This is a genomic window from Janthinobacterium sp. (genome assembly GCF_009923995.1).
Taxonomy (GTDB): Bacteria; Pseudomonadota; Gammaproteobacteria; order Burkholderiales; family Burkholderiaceae_D; genus Janthinobacterium.
Window position 1 is genome coordinate 32,894 of the sequence record NZ_RFSK01000047.1, and the last position, 15,136, is coordinate 48,029.

The following is a 15,136-nucleotide window of genomic DNA, read 5'->3' on the forward strand; positions in this document are numbered from 1 at the left end:
GCAATGGCACGGCTTTGCCATGCGATCACCCGACATCATCGCACAATGACGCATGAAAGTGCTATCGCTGCACCCGACAATGCGCAATACTGGGCATCTTTACCGATGAGCAACTCTGGAGTCCCATGCACACCACGACCATTTTGCAACAGTCGCACAAGAACAAGGCGTTCACCAGCCTGCTGGCCTTCCTGCTGGGCACCCTGGGCGCGCACCGCTTTTATCTGCACGGCGCCAGGGATGCCTGGGGCTGGCTGCACCTGGCCGCCGTGCCGGCCGCCCTGCTGCTGCGCCAGCTCTTTCCCGAAGCCGACTGGTTTTACCAGATCCTGCCGCTGACCCTGTCCGCCCTGGCCGGCTTCCTCGAAGCGCTGGTGCTGGGCCTGATGCCGGACGAAAAGTGGGATAGCCGCTACAACGGCGCCTCGGGCCGCCAGTCGGACACGGGCTGGCCCCTGGCCGTCGTGCTGGTTGCTACCTTGATGCTAGGCGCAGGCGTGCTCATCGCTACCATGGCGCGCCTGTTCGACTTGCTGTACACGGGCGGCGCCTACGGCTAATTTCCACATGGAAATAACGCCCCAGCCAGCCCCGCGCACGCACATGTAAGTGTTGGTAAGCAATCATGATTTTCCTCTATACTGCATTCACAATGCCAACATTACTGGCATATTCAATACCCCCTAGGAGAAGATCATGATTCGTCGCCCATACCTCATCGCACTGGCCGTCACCACCCTGTTCAGCGGTTCCGCCTTCGCGCAAAACCTGTCGCCGAAGGCGCAATACGCCTACGACACGAAGCAAGCCAACACGCGCTATGCGGACGACAAGAAATTGTGCGCAGAAGAAACCAGCTCGAAAGCCCGCATGCAATGCCTGCGCGACGCCAAGGGCGAATACGACCAGGCCATCATCAACGCCAAGGCCGCGCAAAAAGCGGGCACCTCGAGTGTTGCCCAGCAGAACAAGCAGCCGCCGCACCAGATCTGCGCCGAATGCGGCAAGGTACTGGCAGTCAACGTCAGTGAAAAAGCGGGTGAAGGCGGCGCCCTGGGCCTGATCGGCGGCGGCGTAGCCGGCGCCCTGCTGGGCCGCCAGGTGGGCGGCGGACGCGGCAAGGACCTGGCCACCCTGGCCGGCGCCGCCGGCGGCGCGTATGCGGGCAAGCAAGTGGAAGGCCACATGAAGAACGCCAAGACGTGGACCGTCACCGTGCAGTACGAAACGGGCGCCAAGGCCGACTTCGCGTTTGACCAGGACCCGGGCCTGGCAGCGGGCGATTTGGTACGTAATTCCGGCAACGGCATTGCCAGAAGATAAGCCCAACCCAAGAAAGACCGGGGTCGTACGGGGACGCCGAGTCCCTCAGGGTACGACCCCAGAATTTGCTTTGGGGCTAAAAAAGAAAAAGCGCTGGAGAGTGATCTCCAGCGCTTTTTTGCATGCAGCCGGCGGGCGTCAACGGCTGGGGTCAGACCCTCAATGTGGCCAGCGTCAAGCTCGGCGCTGGCGGGTGTGGGGGTCTGACCCCGGTTAAAACTGCTCTTCCGACAAGGCCATCACGCCGGCGCTGCCGTCGATGATGGTGGCGCGCAAGCCGGGCGCCTGCGACAGGATGTGGTCGGCAAAGAAGCGGGCCGTGGCGATCTTCGCCTTGTAGAACGAAGCGTCGCCGCTGCCCTCGCCCAGCTTCTGCTGCGCCGCCACGGCCGCGCGCGCCATTTGCCAGCCGCCCAGCACGATGCCGGCCAGCTTCAGATAGGGCACGCTGCCCGCGAAGACGGCCTTGATGTCCGACTTCATGTTCGCCACCACATATTCCACCACGGCTTCCAGCGCGGCGCTGCCTTCGGCCAGGTGGCGCTGCATGGCCAGGAAGTCGGCGCCGGACAGCTCGCCCAGCTGGGCTTCCGTGGCGCGCACCTGGGCGATGATGGCTTTCGCCACGGCGCCGCCGTCGCGCACCGTCTTGCGGCCCACGAGGTCGTTGGCCTGGATGGCCGTCGTGCCTTCGTAGATCGTCAGGATCTTGGCATCGCGATAATGCTGGGCCGCACCTGTTTCCTCAATGAAACCCATGCCGCCATGCACTTGCACGCCGTCGCGCGTGACGTCCTGCGACATTTCCGTCGACCAGCCCTTGATCACCGGCACCAGGTATTCATACGTGGCCAGGCTTTCCGCGCGCACGTCCGCATCCGGATGGTGGTGCGCCACGTCGCTGATGGCCGCGCCCACGTAGGCCAGCGCGCGCGCCGCCTCCGTCTGCGAGCGCATGGACATCAGCATGCGGCGCACGTCCGGGTGGTGGATGATGGAGACGGGGCCTGGCGAGCCCGCCAGGTCGCGCGACTGCACGCGGTCCTTGGCGAACGCCACGGCTTGCTGGTAGGCGCGCTCGGCCAGGCCGATGCCCTGCAGGCCGACGCCGAAGCGGGCCGCGTTCATCATGATGAACATATATTCCAGGCCCCGGTTTTCCTCGCCCACCAGGGTGCCGATGGCGCCGCCGTGGTCGCCGAACTGCAATACCGCCGTCGGGCTGGCCTTGATGCCCAGCTTGTGTTCGATGGACACGCAGTGGGCGTCGTTGCGCGCGCCCAGGCTGCCGTCCGCGTTGACGAGGAATTTCGGCACGATGAACAGCGAAATGCCTTTCACGCCGGCGGGCGCGTCCGGCGTGCGGGCCAGCACGAGGTGGACGATGTTTTCCGCCATGTCGTGCTCGCCATACGTGATGAAAATCTTCGTGCCGAAGACTTTATACGTGCCATCGCCCTGCGGCACGGCGCGCGTGCGCACGGCGGCCAGGTCGGAGCCGGCCTGCGGCTCCGTCAGGTTCATCGTGCCCGTCCACTTGCCCGACACCAGGTTTTCCAGGTAGGTGGCCTTCTGTTCGTCGCTGCCGGCCGTCAGCAGCGCTTCGATGGCGCCATCGGACAACAGGGCGACCAGAGCGAAGGAGATGCTGGCCGAGTTGAGCATTTCGATACACGGCGTGGCCAGGAGCTTGGGCAAGCCCTGGCCGCCGAACTCCGTCGGATGCTGCACGCCCTGCCAGCCCGCTTCGCCATACGCCTTGAACGCTTCCTTGAAGCCTTTCGAGGTGGTCACTTCCCCGTCGTGCCAGAAGCTCGGCTCCTTGTCGCTGGGGCCGTTCAAGGGGGCCACCACGCCGCCGCAGAACTTGGCATTCTCTTCCAGCACGGCTTCGGCCGTGTCGGGCGTGGCGTCTTCGCAGCCGGGCAAGGTATGGATTTCGGCCAGGCCGGCCAGTTCGTTCATGACGAACAACATGTCTTTCAGCGGGGCTTGATAGCTCATCTATTTCTCCAAGAAAAAAGCCACGCGCGGCTCGCCGTGTGGGGCGGGCCGGCGTGGCTTTGTAGTAAGAGCGTATCCCGGTAGAGGAATTCATCAGCAGCAGACAGCCCCTCGAAAGCGGGGACGGCGTTGCTCGTCGTAGCATGGATATCCATGCGTCCTCCTCGCGCCTTGTCCGCACTTCCGATGAACAATCTGCTGCAGACGCTCCCTACCGGAATACGCTCTACACAAAACCGGATCGGGCGAGACTTAGCCCAGTTCTTTGACCAGTTGCGGCACGATCTCGAACAGATCGCCCACGATGCCGTAGTCGGCCACGGCAAAGATCGGCGCTTCCGGATCCTTGTTGATGGCGACGATGGTCTTCGAATCCTTCATGCCGGCCAGATGCTGGATCGCGCCCGAGATGCCGACGGCGATGTACAGCGATGGCGCGACGATCTTGCCCGTCTGGCCCACTTGCCAGTCGTTCGGCACGAAACCGGCGTCGACGGCGGCGCGCGAGGCACCCATGGCGGCGCCCAGCTTGTCGGCCAGCGGTTCCAGGATGTGGAAGTTCTCGGCCGAACCCATGCCACGGCCGCCCGACACGATGATTTTCGCGGCGGTCAGTTCAGGACGGTCCGACTTGGCCAGTTCGCGGCCCACGAAGGCCGATTTGCCTGCGTCGGCGACGGCAGCGACGGTTTCCGTGGCAGCCGAACCGCCGGTGGCGGCAGCCGCGTCAAAGCCCGTGGTGCGCACGGTGATGACCTTGACCTTGTCGCCAGATTGCACGGTGGCAATGGCGTTACCGGCGTAGATCGGGCGCTCGAAGGTGTCAGGGGAATCGACCTTGGTGATTTCCGAGATTTGCGCCACGTCCAGCTTGGCGGCCACGCGCGGCAGGATGTTCTTGCCGTAGGCGGTAGCTGGCGCCAGGATGTGGCTGTAGTTGCCGGCGATGGCCAGCACTTGCTCGGCCACGTTTTCGGCCAGGCCGTCGGCGAAGTATGGCGCGTCGGCCACGATGACTTTCGTCACGCCGGCGATCTGCGCGGCGGCAGCGGCGGCGGCCGCGGCGTTCGAACCTGCAACCAGTACGTGCACGTCGCCGCCGCACTGGGCGGCCGCGGTCACGGTGTGGTGGGTGCTGCCCTTTAAGGTAGCGTTGTCGTGTTCAGCAATAACTAATGCGACCATGATTATTCCTAATAGTTAGCAAATGCCGGGGTCAGACCCGACGGGTCTGACCCCAGATTTTATGTTTTGGCGGCAAACCGCTCAGATAACCTTGGCTTCGGTACGCAGCTTGGCGACCAGGGTGGCCACGTCTGCTACCTTGATGCCGGCCGAGCGCTTGGCTGGCTCGACCACTTTCAGGGTCTTCAGGCGTGGCGCGACGTCGACGCCCAGGTCTTCCGGCTTGACGGTTTCCAGCGGCTTTTTCTTTGCCTTCATGATGTTCGGCAAGGTCACATAGCGTGGCTCGTTCAGGCGCAAATCGGTGGTGATGATCGCTGGCAAGGTCAATGCCAGGGTTTCCAGGCCGCCGTCGACCTCGCGGGTGACGGTGACTTTGCCGTCTTCCAGCACGACTTTCGAGGCGAACGTGGCTTGCGGCCAACCCAGCAGGGCTGCCAGCATCTGGCCGGTCTGGTTGCTGTCGTCATCGATGGCTTGCTTGCCCAGGATGATCAGTTGCGGCTGCTCTTTCTCGGCCAGGGACTTCACCAGCTTGGCCACGGCCAGCGGTTCCAGTTCGGTCGTCGTTTCCACCAGGATGCCGCGGTCGGCGCCGATGGCCATGGCCGTGCGCAGGGTTTCCTGGCACTGCGTCACGCCGCAGGAGATGGCAACCACTTCAGTGACCTTGCCGGCTTCTTTCAGGCGCATCGCTTCTTCCAGCGCGATTTCATCGAAAGGGTTCATCGACATTTTGACGTTGGCGGTATCGACGCCAGTGCCGTCACTCTTGACGCGGACTTTGACGTTATAGTCGACCACGCGTTTGACGGGTACCAAGACTTTCATAGCTATGCCTTTGGGAAATTATAAAAATGACGGATCAAGTGCTGATTGTGTGTTTGATTATAAGAGAAATTTGAATCCTGAACCGAATTTAAGCACGATCGTGCGATTTTTTGTTAGAGCAATCCATCTAAACTGCCAGGCTGCGAGGATTTCAGGGGAGTGTGCCGCTACGCTGCAGGGCAGCAAAAGCTGCGGGCGCGGGCGGAAAAACCAGGCCGCGCCACGGCGGCCCAGGCTGGCAGAATTACTTGCGCTGCATCAGGAAGACGAACTCGGTGCCCGTCTGCACGTGCGACAGCAGGGCATTGCCCGTTTGCTTGGCGAAAGCCTGGAAGTCGCGCACGGAACCGGGATCGGTTGCCATGATGCGCAGCACTTCGCCGCTTTGCAGCTCTGACAAAGCCTTTTTCGCCTTCAGAATCGGCAAGGGGCAATTCAAGCCCCGCGCGTCGAGTTCTTTGTGAAATTCCATAATCTCGGTATCAAGTAGTGTGTCGCTCATCATCAATATCCCACCATTTTTGTTGTACTGATTTTCGACATACTACTCTAAATCAGGGGCATTGACGCGCTGCACCAAAATAGTTCATCGGCTGTTGTGGTGTCACAACGGGATTCAAAAAGAAATAACGGCCCGCAAACAGGGTCTGCGGGCCGTTTTCAAGAGGCTGTGGGGCGAAAACCCCGCATGCCTGCTAGCTTACGCCTTATTTCGCGCGTTCGCCCACCCAGGCCGGCACGCCGGCCAGGGCGTTCGCCAGGCCGCTAGGATCGGTGCCGCCGGCTTGCGCCATATCGGGGCGTCCGCCGCCTTTTCCGCCCACTTGCTGTGCAACGAAGTTCACCAGCTCGCCCGCCTTGACCTTGCCGGTGGCGTCGGCCGTGACGCCGGCGATCAGGCTGACCTTGCCGTCAGTGACGCTGGCCAGCACGATGGCGGCCGTTTTCAGCTTGTCCTTCAGCTTGTCCATGGTTTCGCGCAAACGGGCCACGTCGGCGCCATCCAGCACGGCGGCCAGCACCTTGATGCCGTTGACGTCGACGGCTTGCGTGACCAGCTCATCGCCCTGGCCCGACGCCAGTTTGGATTTCAGCGCGGCCAGTTCCTTCTCCAGCGCCTTCACGTGGTCCTGCACCTGGACGATGCGCGCCGTCAGCTCTTCCGGCTGCGCCTTCAGGGCATTGGCCGCTTCGACCAGGCGGCGGTTGATGGTCTGCACCAGCGCCAGCGCGCCCTCGCCCGTCACCGCTTCCACGCGGCGGATGCCGGCGGCCACGCCGCTTTCGCCCGTGATCTTGAACAGGCCGATGTCGCCCGTGCGCTGCACGTGGACGCCGCCGCACAGCTCTTTCGAGCTGCCGATGTCGAGCACGCGCACTTCATCGCCGTATTTCTCGCCGAACAGGGCCATCGCGCCATGCTTGACGGCATCGTCAAACGACATCAGGTGCGCTTGCGTGGCGCGGTTTTCCAGGATCTCTTTGTTGACGATGGTTTCCACGGCGGCGATCTGCTCGGCCGTCATCGGCGCATTGTGGCTGAAGTCGAAACGGGTCTTGTCCGGATCGACGAGCGAGCCCTTTTGCGCCACGTGGCTGCCCAGCACTTCGCGCAAGGCCTTGTGCATCAGGTGGGTCGCCGAGTGGTTGCGGATGGTGCGCGCGCGCTTGGCCGTGTCCACTTCCGCCGAGACGGCGTCGCCCACCTTCAGCACGCCCGATTCCAGCACGCCGTGGTGGCCGAACACATCGGCCTGGATCTTCAGGGTGTCGCTGACGGCGAAGCTGCCCGTGCCCGAGGCGATCACGCCCTGGTCGCCCACCTGGCCGCCCGATTCCGCGTAGAACGGCGTCGTGTCGAGCACGACGATGCCCGCTTCACCGGCCTTCAGTTCCTGCACCGGCGTGCCGGCCGCGTATAGCGCGACGACCTTGCTGCTGAACGTCAGTTGGTCGTAGCCGACGAAGGTGTTTTTCTCGCCCGTGTACTCGACCTTGCTGTCCTTGTGCGTCTTGCCGCCCTTGCGCGACAGTTCCTGGCTTTCCTTCAGGGCCGCGTCGTAGCCGGCCTGGTCGAAACTGATGTTGCGTTCGCGGCAGATGTCGGCCGTCAGGTCCGGCGGGAAACCGTAGGTTTCGTACAGGGTGAAGGCGGTGGCGCCGTCGATGCCCGTGGCATCCTTGGCCAGCTGCGCTTCCAGCACTTTCATGCCCGTTTCCAGGGTTTCGCCGAAACGCTCTTCCTCGGCCTTCAGCATGCTGGCGACGTTGTCCTTGGCTTCTTCCAGCTCGGGATAGGCGCCGCCCATCTCGATGGCCAGGTCGGCCACCAGCTTGTAGAAGAACGGTTTCGTCTGGCCCAGCTTGTGGCCATGGCGCAGGGCGCGGCGGATGATGCGGCGCAACACATACGCGCGGCCTTCGCTGCCCGGAATGATGCCGTCGACGATCATGAAGGCGGCGGCGCGGATGTGGTCGGCGATCACGCGCAGCGACTTGTTTTCCAGGTCGGTGGCGCCCGTTTCGCGCGCGGCAGCCTTGATCAGGTGCTGGAACAGGTCGATTTCATAGTTCGAATGCACGTGCTGCAGCACGGCGGCCAGGCGCTCCATGCCCATGCCCGTGTCCACGCACGGCTTCGGCAGCTTGTGCATGACGCCCGCTTCGTCGCGGTTGAACTGCATGAACACGAGGTTCCAGATTTCAATGAAGCGGTCGCCGTCTTCGTCAGGCGAGCCCGGCGGGCCGCCAGGGATCTCGGCGCCGTGGTCGTAGAAGATTTCCGTGCACGGACCGCATGGGCCCGTGTCCGCCATCTGCCAGAAATTGTCCGACGCGTAGCGCGAGCCCTTGTTGTCGCCGATGCGGATGATGCGCTCGACAGGCACGCCGATTTCCTTGGCCCAGATGTCGTACGCTTCGTCATCCTCGATGTACACGGTGACCGTCAGTTTTTCCGCCGGCAAGCCATACACCTTGGTCAACAGTTCCCACGCGTACTGGATCGCATCGCGCTTGAAATAGTCGCCAAAGCTGAAGTTGCCCAGCATTTCAAAGAAGGTGTGGTGGCGCGCCGTGTAGCCGACGTTTTCCAGGTCGTTGTGCTTGCCGCCGGCGCGCACGCAGCGCTGCACGGAGGTGGCACGCGTGTACGGACGGCTGTCCGTGCCCGTGAACACGTCCTTGAACTGCACCATGCCGCTGTTCGTCAACAGCAAGGTCGGATCGTTGCCTGGCACCAGGGAGCTGGAACGGACGATGGAATGGCCCTTGGACTCGAAAAATTTGAGGAACTTGTCGCGGATTTCAGATGATTTCATGTTTTTTTGGCAAAGAGTGGCGGCAGCTTTAAAGGAAAGATTATACGTGATATGGCTACGGGAATTGGCGCCGGGCAGGGAGCATTGTTGCAAGCCTGCCCACCCCGTTCAGGCCGGGTCGTGGTGGCTGGCGCAGGCGTGCGGTGCCGGCCCGGCCTTGGCCGCAGCGGAAGCCGCACTGGCGCCGGCAGCCGCATTGCAGTCGGCGCAGCGGCCGTACAGGGTCAGTTCGTGGCGCTCGACGACGAAACCCTGCGGCGCCATGCGCTTCAAGTCGCCCGGGCAATCATGCACGTCGAACACGCGCTGGCACGTCGTGCACTGGAAATGGTGGTGGTGGTGATTGGCGGCCGTGTTCGACTCGTAACGCGGGTTTTCGCCCGGCAAAGTGACCACGTGCACCTTTTCTTCCTGCACCAGCGATTTCAGGTTGCGGTAGACGGTGGCGATGCCCAGTTGCGTCACCTGCAAGCTGGCCTGTTCGAGGATTTCCTGCGCCGACAGGGGGCGCTGGGCCGACTCGATGGCGGCTTGAATGGCGGTTTTTTGACGTGTTGTGCGTTCCATAGCCGACAGAATACACCATCGCCTTCTTCCACCGCCCGGAAAAACTGTCACACAGTAATGATAATGGGTTATCATTATCATCTTCTGGCAGCCACCCCACCCGGCAATGGCCTGCCCCAGCCCCGCAAACACCGATAGCGAATAAGGAATTTCTGCCCATGTCCGTCCGTCCTCAACAACCGACTCCCCTCGCGCTGGCCATCATGCTGGCCTTCGCCGCCCCCGCCAGCGCGCTGGCGCAGCAGGCGGCAACCATGCCCGCCGTCACCGTGTCCGCCAGTGCCCTGGCCCTGGGCAGCGACGAGATGAGCACGCCCGTCACCGTCCTGGAAGGCGAGGAACTGGTGCGCGCCCGCGAGGCGACCCTGGGTGAAACCCTGGCCGGCCAGCCCGGCATCACGTCCAGCCACTTTGGCGCCGGCGCCAGCCGCCCCATCATCCGCGGCATGGATGGTCCCCGCGTCAAGGTGTTGTCCGATGGCGCCGAGGTGCAGGATGCCTCGACCATCAGCCCCGACCATGCCGTCGCGGCCGAACCGATGCTGTCGGAACAGATCGAAGTGCTGCGCGGCCCGTCCGCGCTGGCGTATGGCGGCGGCGCCGTAGGCGGTGTCGTCAACGTCATCGACAAGAAAATCCCCACCCGCGTGCCGGCCAAGGGTTTTGAAGGCAGCGCGGAAGTGCGCGCCAACTCGGCCGCGCGCGAAAAGGCGGGCGCCTTTGAAGTGACTGGCGGCTCGGGCAACATCGCCTTCCACGCGGAAGGCGTCAAGCGCGATGCGAAGGAATACAAGGTCGGCAGCGGCTGGGAAGGCGGCTCGACCGTCGCCGGCAGCTACAACAAGACGGACACGGGCAGCGTGGGCGTGTCGTGGGTGGGACAGCGCGGCTTCCTGGGCCTGGCCTTCACGAGCCAGCATGCGGAATACGGCTTGCCTGGCCACAACCATGAATTCGAAAGCTGCCACCCGCACGGCACGCACCTGCATTGCGGCGGCCACGAAGGCCACGACCATGGCGGTGAAGACAAACACGATCACGACCACGAAGACGGCGCCGTGCCCTACGTGAAACTGAAAAGCGAGCGCTGGGACGTGCGCGGCGAATTGCGCGATCCCGTGCCCGGCTTCGCCAAGCTGCGCCTGCGCGCCTCGTTCACCGACTACAAGCACGATGAAATCGAAGGCACGACTATCGCCACCACGTTCAAGAACAAGGGCCATGACGCGCGCCTGGAAATGGAACACCATCCCGTCTTCGGCTGGCGCGGCGTCGTCGGCCTGCAGACGTCGAAGCGCGATTTCTCCGCCCTGGGCGAAGAAGCGTACGTAGCGCCGACGGTCACGAAGAAACACGCCGCCTTCCTGGTGGAAGAGTACAAGCTGGACCAATGGCGTTTCGAAGCGGGCTTGCGCCACGAATGGCAGGACATCACGGTCGACAGCGCCACCTTGCAGGACCGCAGTGCCAAGGGCACGTCGATCTCCTTGGGCGCCGTGTGGAAATTCGCGCCCCAGTACTCGCTCGGCTCGACCATTTCGCGCACCCACCGCCTGCCCAGCGCCGAGGAACTGTATGCGCACGGCGTGCACATGGCCACGGCCACCTATGAACTGGGCAATGAAAACCTGGGCAAGGAAACGTCGAACAATATCGACTTGACCTTGCGCAAATATGCGGGCGCCACGACCTTCTCGGCCAGCGCCTACCGCAACAAGGTGGACAACTACATCTTCGGCTCCACCCTGGACAGCCATGAGGGCTTCCAGCTGATCCAGTACGCCCAGCGCGACGCCACGTTTACGGGCGTGGAAGGCCAGATCCGCCAGCAGCTGAACCCCATGTTCGGCGCCAGCGTCTTCGGCGACTACGTGCGGGCCAAGCTGGCCGACGGCGGCGGCAACTTGCCGCGCATCCCGGCCCAGCGTTTTGGCGTGAAGTTCGACGCCAACTGGCAGGCGTGGAGCGGCGTGACCGAGTTCTACCGCGTGGGCAAGCAGGATAAAGTGGCGGCGTTCGAAACGGCCACCCCGGGCTACAACATGCTCAACCTGTCGGCCAACTACGACACGCGCATCGGCACGACGCCGGCCCAGTTCTACATCAAGGCGAACAACCTGACGAATGAACTGGCGTACAGCCATACCTCCTTCATCAAGAATGCGGCGCCGTTGACGGGGCGCAATTTGACAGTCGGCATGCGCGTGACCTTTTAATGTTTGACTAGACGGCAACTGCCGGGGTCAGACCCGACCGGGGGAATTCTTTCCAATGGGGAAAATTCCACTCCCGAAGGGACTGACCCCAAATTTCCGCTGAGTATGCAGCGCATTATTCCGTCGCCTTGATCAGATCGATCCTGTCCGTGCAAAAGCCGTCCACGCCCCAGGCCAGCAGCTCGCTGGCCCGTTCGGGGGTGTTGACGGTGTAGCAGAACAGTCCGTATCCCCCGTCCTTGATTGCCCGCGCCACGTCCGGCGTCAGCTGCGTGTGGTCGCAATGGAGCGCCAACACGCCCAGTTCCTTCGCCTGGCGTGCCCAATCGGCTGGTATCGCCTCGACCAGCCAGCCGCGCGCCAGTTCCGGTGCCGCCTGGCGCGCCGCCTGCAGCGCGTCGATGCTGAAGGAAGACAAGAGCGGCAGCAATTCCCCGTCTGCAATTTCCTTTGCGAAATAATCGCGCGTGGCCCGCGCCACGGCCGCGCCCGTGGCCACGTCGGAACCGGGCGCCGGCTTGATCTCGATATTCATCCAGATGCGCTGCGCCTTGCAGTACGCCGCCACGGCCGCGAAAGTGGGCACGCCCTCGCCCGCGAATTCGGGGCCGAACCAGGCGCCCGCGTCCATGCCGCCCAGCTCGTCGGCAGTGTAGTCGCTGACGTGGCCGCTGCCGGCCACCGTGCGCCCCAGTTCCGGGTCGTGCACGACGACGGGCACGCCGTCGGATGCCAGCATGACGTCGAATTCCACGGCGCGATAGCCGTAGGCCAGGCCGCAGCGCAGGGCGGCCAGGGTGTTTTCAGGCGCCAGGGTGCCGCCGCCGCGGTGCGCCAGGATGCGTGGATAAGGCCACATGGGTAAGCCGCCATAAAAAGAGGGTGGAGCGTCGCACTATCGCCCGCGCACGCGGGAAAGTAAAGGGCAGCGCACAAAGGGCGCGGCGGCGCCGGCTGGCGGCTGGCACGGCACGACTGGCGCCGTGCCAGCCCCGTTTCGTCGCAACGGACTTGACCTGCCGCCCGCGACGGCCGAGGATAGCCATATGCTCAACCGACAAAACCCTTCCCCGCAAGCCACGCCGCCCGGCGCCTGCCACACCGTGCCGCTGTGGCGCCAGATGTTGCTCGATGCCCGCTACGCGCTGCTCATCAACCTCGTCTTCACGGCCCTGATCACCTATGTATTCGATCCTGGCAGCGACTTGTGGCTGAACTTTATCGCCTCGATGTGCATCGGCAGCATCATTTATCTGCTGTTCAATGGCATACGCCTGACCTTATGGGGCCGGGAGCGCCGGCCCAAGCTCCTGCACATGGTCATGCTCATGCTGCTGATCGTGCCCGTGGCACAAGTGGCGGGCCTGACGCTGTTCGGCTGGCTGACGGGCACGCCCGTCAACAGCATCGCCAGCCTGCTGCCCACCAGGATGATCAGCACCCTCACCTTCAGCCTCGTCGGCACGGCCGGTGCCGTCCTGTTCTTCTCCAGCCGCGAAAAGATCGCCCGCCTGGAAGCGCAGGCGGCGGAGGAACGCGCCCGGGCCGAGTCCGTGGCCCGCCAGGCCATGCAGGCCCAGCTGCAACTGCTGCAAGCGCAGATCGAGCCGCACATGCTGTTCAATACACTGGCCAACCTGCAGGGCCTGATCAGCTTTGACCCGGACCGCGCCCAGCTGCTGCTCGACCAGCTGATCCAGTACCTGCGCGCCACCCTGAGTTCCTCGCGCGCGGACACGACCACCCTGGGGCAGGAATTTTCCCTGATGGAAGCCTACCTGGGACTGATGTCCATCCGCATGGGCGCGCGCCTGCGCTATGCGCTGGACTTGCCAGACAGCTTGCGCCAGCTCAAGGTGCCTCCCATGCTGCTGCAGCCGCTGGTGGAAAATGCCATCCAGCACGGCCTGGAACCGAAGATCGACGGCGGCTACATCAAGGTCGAGGCCAGCAGCGACGGCGCGCAACTGACGCTGAGCGTGCAGGACGACGGCCTGGGACTGGACCACCCGGGCCAGAGCAAGGGCACGCATCTGGGCGTGGCGAATATCCGCGAGCGCCTGCAAGCCATGCATGGCGCCACGGCCAGCCTGTCCCTGAGCAGCAACGCCACCGGCGGCGCCACCGCCCGCCTGACCCTGCCCCTCCCTTCCACTACAACGAGCACCACACCATGACCAGCCCCACCCCGCGCGCCCTGATCGCCGAAGACGAACCTATCCTTGCCGCCGCTCTCGCCCATGCCTTGCGCCGGCTGTGGCCGGAACTCGACATCGTGGCCACCTGCGCCAATGGCGTGGAAGCCTTGCAGCAAGGCCTGGCCCTGCGGCCCGACATCCTGTTTCTTGACATCAAGATGCCGGGCAAGACGGGCCTGGAAGCGGCCGAGGAACTGGCCGAACAGTGGACCGAAGGCCTGCCCTTCCCCCACATCGTGTTCGTCACCGCCTATGACGAATACGCGCTGGCCGCCTTCGAGCACGCGGCCGCCGACTACGTCTTAAAGCCTGTCAACGATGCGCGCCTGGGCAAGACGGTGGAGCGCTTGCAGCAGCGCCTGCGCGACGGCAGCGGCGGCAGCGATGGCCGCAGCGGCAGCGCGGCGGCAACCCCGGCCACGCCGGCGGCGCCCGCCGGCGAGGACAACCTGGTCCGCCTGCTGGCCCAGCTGCAAGCGATGGTGCCGCCCGCCCCCCGCCTGCAGATGATACGGGCCGCCGTCGGCAACAGCGTGCGCATGATCGCCATGGCCGACGTCGTGTATTTCGAGGCCCTGGACAAATACATCAACGTCGTCTGCCGCGACAGCGAAGCGCTGATACGCACCAGCCTGAAGGAACTGCTGCCCCAGCTGGACCCGCAGCAATTCTGGCAAATCCACCGGGGCACCATCGTCAACGCCAGCGCCATCGCCACGGCCGTGCGCGACGAGGCCGGCAAGCTGTCACTGACCCTGCGCCAGCATCCGGCGCAGCTGCGCGTCAGCCCCCTGTATGCCCATTTGTTCCGCCAGATGTAGGCGGCGCGCCCCCGGGCCTAGTGCAGCTGGTGCTTCAGGTCCGATAAGGCATCGTGGACTTGCAGCACGGCACGCTGCATTTCCGGCGTCAGGCCGGCTGCCGTGCCGCACGCCTTCTTGGCGCGGTCGCCCAGCGATTCCATCTGGTCGACGGCTTGCCGGATGCGCGCATCGTCGTGCGTATCGATGGCTTGCCGCACAGCACTCTTCTGCTGGTCCAGCTGGTCGATGCAATCCTTCAAGTCCATCGGCATGCCCTGCTGCCTGCCGCACAGCCGGGCCGCCTGGCCGATCGCCTGCTCGATGGCGCCGAAGCGCCGTGCCACTTCATTTGCCTGCAACATGGTGAGCTCCTCTTCGCGTGGTATCCCGGTTGGATCGCCCCGCCGGCACGGGGTTCCCCGGCCGGCGCCGGCGCCGCGCAATTTCCGTGTGGCACTTTTTTGTAAGCACGTGTGACATTCTAGATAATTATCAAATACCTCAGATACATTGGCGTACCTGCACAGCCATGCCTGCCCATGACCACGTTTTCCATGCCATCCCGCCGCGCGCCCGGCTTGCTGCTGATCGCCGTCCTGCACCTGGGATTGCTTTATGCCTTCCTGCAGACGCGCCCCCATCCGGAGCAAGACCATGCGCCGCGCGGCCCGGCGATCCAGTGGCTGCGC

General features: G+C 63.9%; 13 protein-coding genes. 5 read left to right on the forward strand and 8 right to left on the reverse strand.

Annotated features, from left to right (window positions below; translation table 11 throughout):
* Nucleotides 1–125 precede the first annotated feature (125 nt).
* Entirely contained in the window at nt 126–560 is a 435-nt protein-coding gene (locus EBS11_RS20600; protein WP_290605878.1) for an NINE protein, read from the forward strand.
* A gap of 136 nt (nt 561–696) precedes the next feature.
* The gene (locus tag EBS11_RS20605) at nt 697–1,323 is read left to right on the forward strand and encodes a glycine zipper 2TM domain-containing protein (protein ID WP_290605880.1); all 627 of its coding nucleotides are present in this window, start codon (nt 697–699) and stop codon (nt 1,321–1,323) included.
* A gap of 213 nt (nt 1,324–1,536) precedes the next feature.
* Here EBS11_RS20605 and EBS11_RS20610 read toward each other — a convergent pair whose 3' ends face one another.
* From EBS11_RS20610 to EBS11_RS20635, 6 genes are all read right to left on the reverse strand, one after another.
* Nucleotides 1,537–3,327: an acyl-CoA dehydrogenase gene (locus tag EBS11_RS20610; protein WP_290605882.1), complete on the reverse strand. Its 1,791-nt coding sequence runs from the start codon at nt 3,325–3,327 to the stop codon at nt 1,537–1,539.
* A 252-nt stretch (nt 3,328–3,579) separates the two neighbouring features.
* On the reverse strand, nt 3,580–4,512 hold the full coding sequence (locus EBS11_RS20615; protein WP_131373968.1) for an FAD-binding protein: 933 nt from the start codon (nt 4,510–4,512) through the stop codon (nt 3,580–3,582).
* An 81-nt stretch (nt 4,513–4,593) separates the two neighbouring features.
* Nucleotides 4,594–5,343 carry an electron transfer flavoprotein subunit beta/FixA family protein gene (locus tag EBS11_RS20620; RefSeq protein WP_076567298.1) on the reverse strand — a complete coding sequence of 250 codons (750 nt, stop codon included), beginning with the start codon at nt 5,341–5,343 and terminating at the stop codon, nt 4,594–4,596.
* A gap of 244 nt (nt 5,344–5,587) precedes the next feature.
* Nucleotides 5,588–5,815 (reverse strand): sulfurtransferase TusA family protein, encoded by a 228-nt coding sequence (locus EBS11_RS20625; RefSeq protein ID WP_010395510.1) that lies wholly within the window; start codon nt 5,813–5,815, stop codon nt 5,588–5,590.
* Nucleotides 5,816–6,050: 235 nt separating this feature from the next.
* Nucleotides 6,051–8,663: an alanine--tRNA ligase gene (gene alaS / locus EBS11_RS20630; RefSeq protein WP_290605888.1), complete on the reverse strand. Its 2,613-nt coding sequence runs from the start codon at nt 8,661–8,663 to the stop codon at nt 6,051–6,053.
* Nucleotides 8,664–8,771: 108 nt separating this feature from the next.
* Entirely contained in the window at nt 8,772–9,230 is a 459-nt protein-coding gene (locus EBS11_RS20635; protein WP_290605890.1) for a transcriptional repressor, read from the reverse strand.
* Nucleotides 9,231–9,388: 158 nt separating this feature from the next.
* On the opposite strand from EBS11_RS20635, the gene EBS11_RS20640 reads away from it, so the two are divergent.
* Nucleotides 9,389–11,446 carry a TonB-dependent receptor gene (locus EBS11_RS20640; protein ID WP_290605892.1) on the forward strand — a complete coding sequence of 686 codons (2,058 nt, stop codon included), beginning with the start codon at nt 9,389–9,391 and terminating at the stop codon, nt 11,444–11,446.
* A gap of 115 nt (nt 11,447–11,561) precedes the next feature.
* On the opposite strand, the gene ugpQ is transcribed toward EBS11_RS20640, so the two are convergent.
* Nucleotides 11,562–12,305 carry a glycerophosphodiester phosphodiesterase gene (gene ugpQ / locus EBS11_RS20645; protein ID WP_290605894.1) on the reverse strand — a complete coding sequence of 248 codons (744 nt, stop codon included), beginning with the start codon at nt 12,303–12,305 and terminating at the stop codon, nt 11,562–11,564.
* Between the two features lie 187 nt (nt 12,306–12,492).
* Between ugpQ and EBS11_RS20650 the strand changes: the two genes are divergently transcribed.
* Entirely contained in the window at nt 12,493–13,623 is a 1,131-nt protein-coding gene (locus EBS11_RS20650; protein WP_290605896.1) for a histidine kinase, read from the forward strand.
* A complete protein-coding gene (locus EBS11_RS20655) occupies nt 13,620–14,465 on the forward strand; it encodes a LytTR family DNA-binding domain-containing protein (protein WP_290605898.1) in 846 nt (281 codons plus the stop codon). Before EBS11_RS20650 ends, EBS11_RS20655 begins: the two co-directional genes overlap by 4 nt.
* 17 nt (nt 14,466–14,482) lie before the next feature.
* Here EBS11_RS20655 and EBS11_RS20660 read toward each other — a convergent pair whose 3' ends face one another.
* Complete coding sequence (locus tag EBS11_RS20660) at nt 14,483–14,809, reverse strand: hypothetical protein (RefSeq protein ID WP_290605900.1); 327 nt, start codon at nt 14,807–14,809, stop codon at nt 14,483–14,485.
* Between the last annotated feature and the right edge of the window lie 327 nt (nt 14,810–15,136).

Bases quoted from the DNA above. Each gene is read 5' to 3' on its own strand.
- EBS11_RS20600 (WP_290605878.1), top strand. From the start codon at position 126: ATGCACACCACGACCATTTTGCAACAGTCGCACAAGAACAAGGCGTTC.
- EBS11_RS20625 (WP_010395510.1), bottom strand. From the start codon at position 5,815: ATGGAATTTCACAAAGAACTCGACGCGCGGGGCTTGAATTGCCCCTTG.
- EBS11_RS20655 (WP_290605898.1), top strand. From the start codon at position 13,620: ATGACCAGCCCCACCCCGCGCGCCCTGATCGCCGAAGACGAACCTATC.
- EBS11_RS20610 (WP_290605882.1), bottom strand. From the start codon at position 3,327: ATGAGCTATCAAGCCCCGCTGAAAGACATGTTGTTCGTCATGAACGAA.
- EBS11_RS20650 (WP_290605896.1), top strand. From the start codon at position 12,493: ATGCTCAACCGACAAAACCCTTCCCCGCAAGCCACGCCGCCCGGCGCC.
- EBS11_RS20640 (WP_290605892.1), top strand. From the start codon at position 9,389: ATGTCCGTCCGTCCTCAACAACCGACTCCCCTCGCGCTGGCCATCATG.
- EBS11_RS20635 (WP_290605890.1), bottom strand. From the start codon at position 9,230: ATGGAACGCACAACACGTCAAAAAACCGCCATTCAAGCCGCCATCGAG.
- EBS11_RS20605 (WP_290605880.1), top strand. From the start codon at position 697: ATGATTCGTCGCCCATACCTCATCGCACTGGCCGTCACCACCCTGTTC.
- ugpQ (WP_290605894.1), bottom strand. From the start codon at position 12,305: ATGTGGCCTTATCCACGCATCCTGGCGCACCGCGGCGGCGGCACCCTG.
- alaS (WP_290605888.1), bottom strand. From the start codon at position 8,663: ATGAAATCATCTGAAATCCGCGACAAGTTCCTCAAATTTTTCGAGTCC.
- EBS11_RS20615 (WP_131373968.1), bottom strand. From the start codon at position 4,512: ATGGTCGCATTAGTTATTGCTGAACACGACAACGCTACCTTAAAGGGC.
- EBS11_RS20620 (WP_076567298.1), bottom strand. From the start codon at position 5,343: ATGAAAGTCTTGGTACCCGTCAAACGCGTGGTCGACTATAACGTCAAA.
- EBS11_RS20660 (WP_290605900.1), bottom strand. From the start codon at position 14,809: ATGTTGCAGGCAAATGAAGTGGCACGGCGCTTCGGCGCCATCGAGCAG.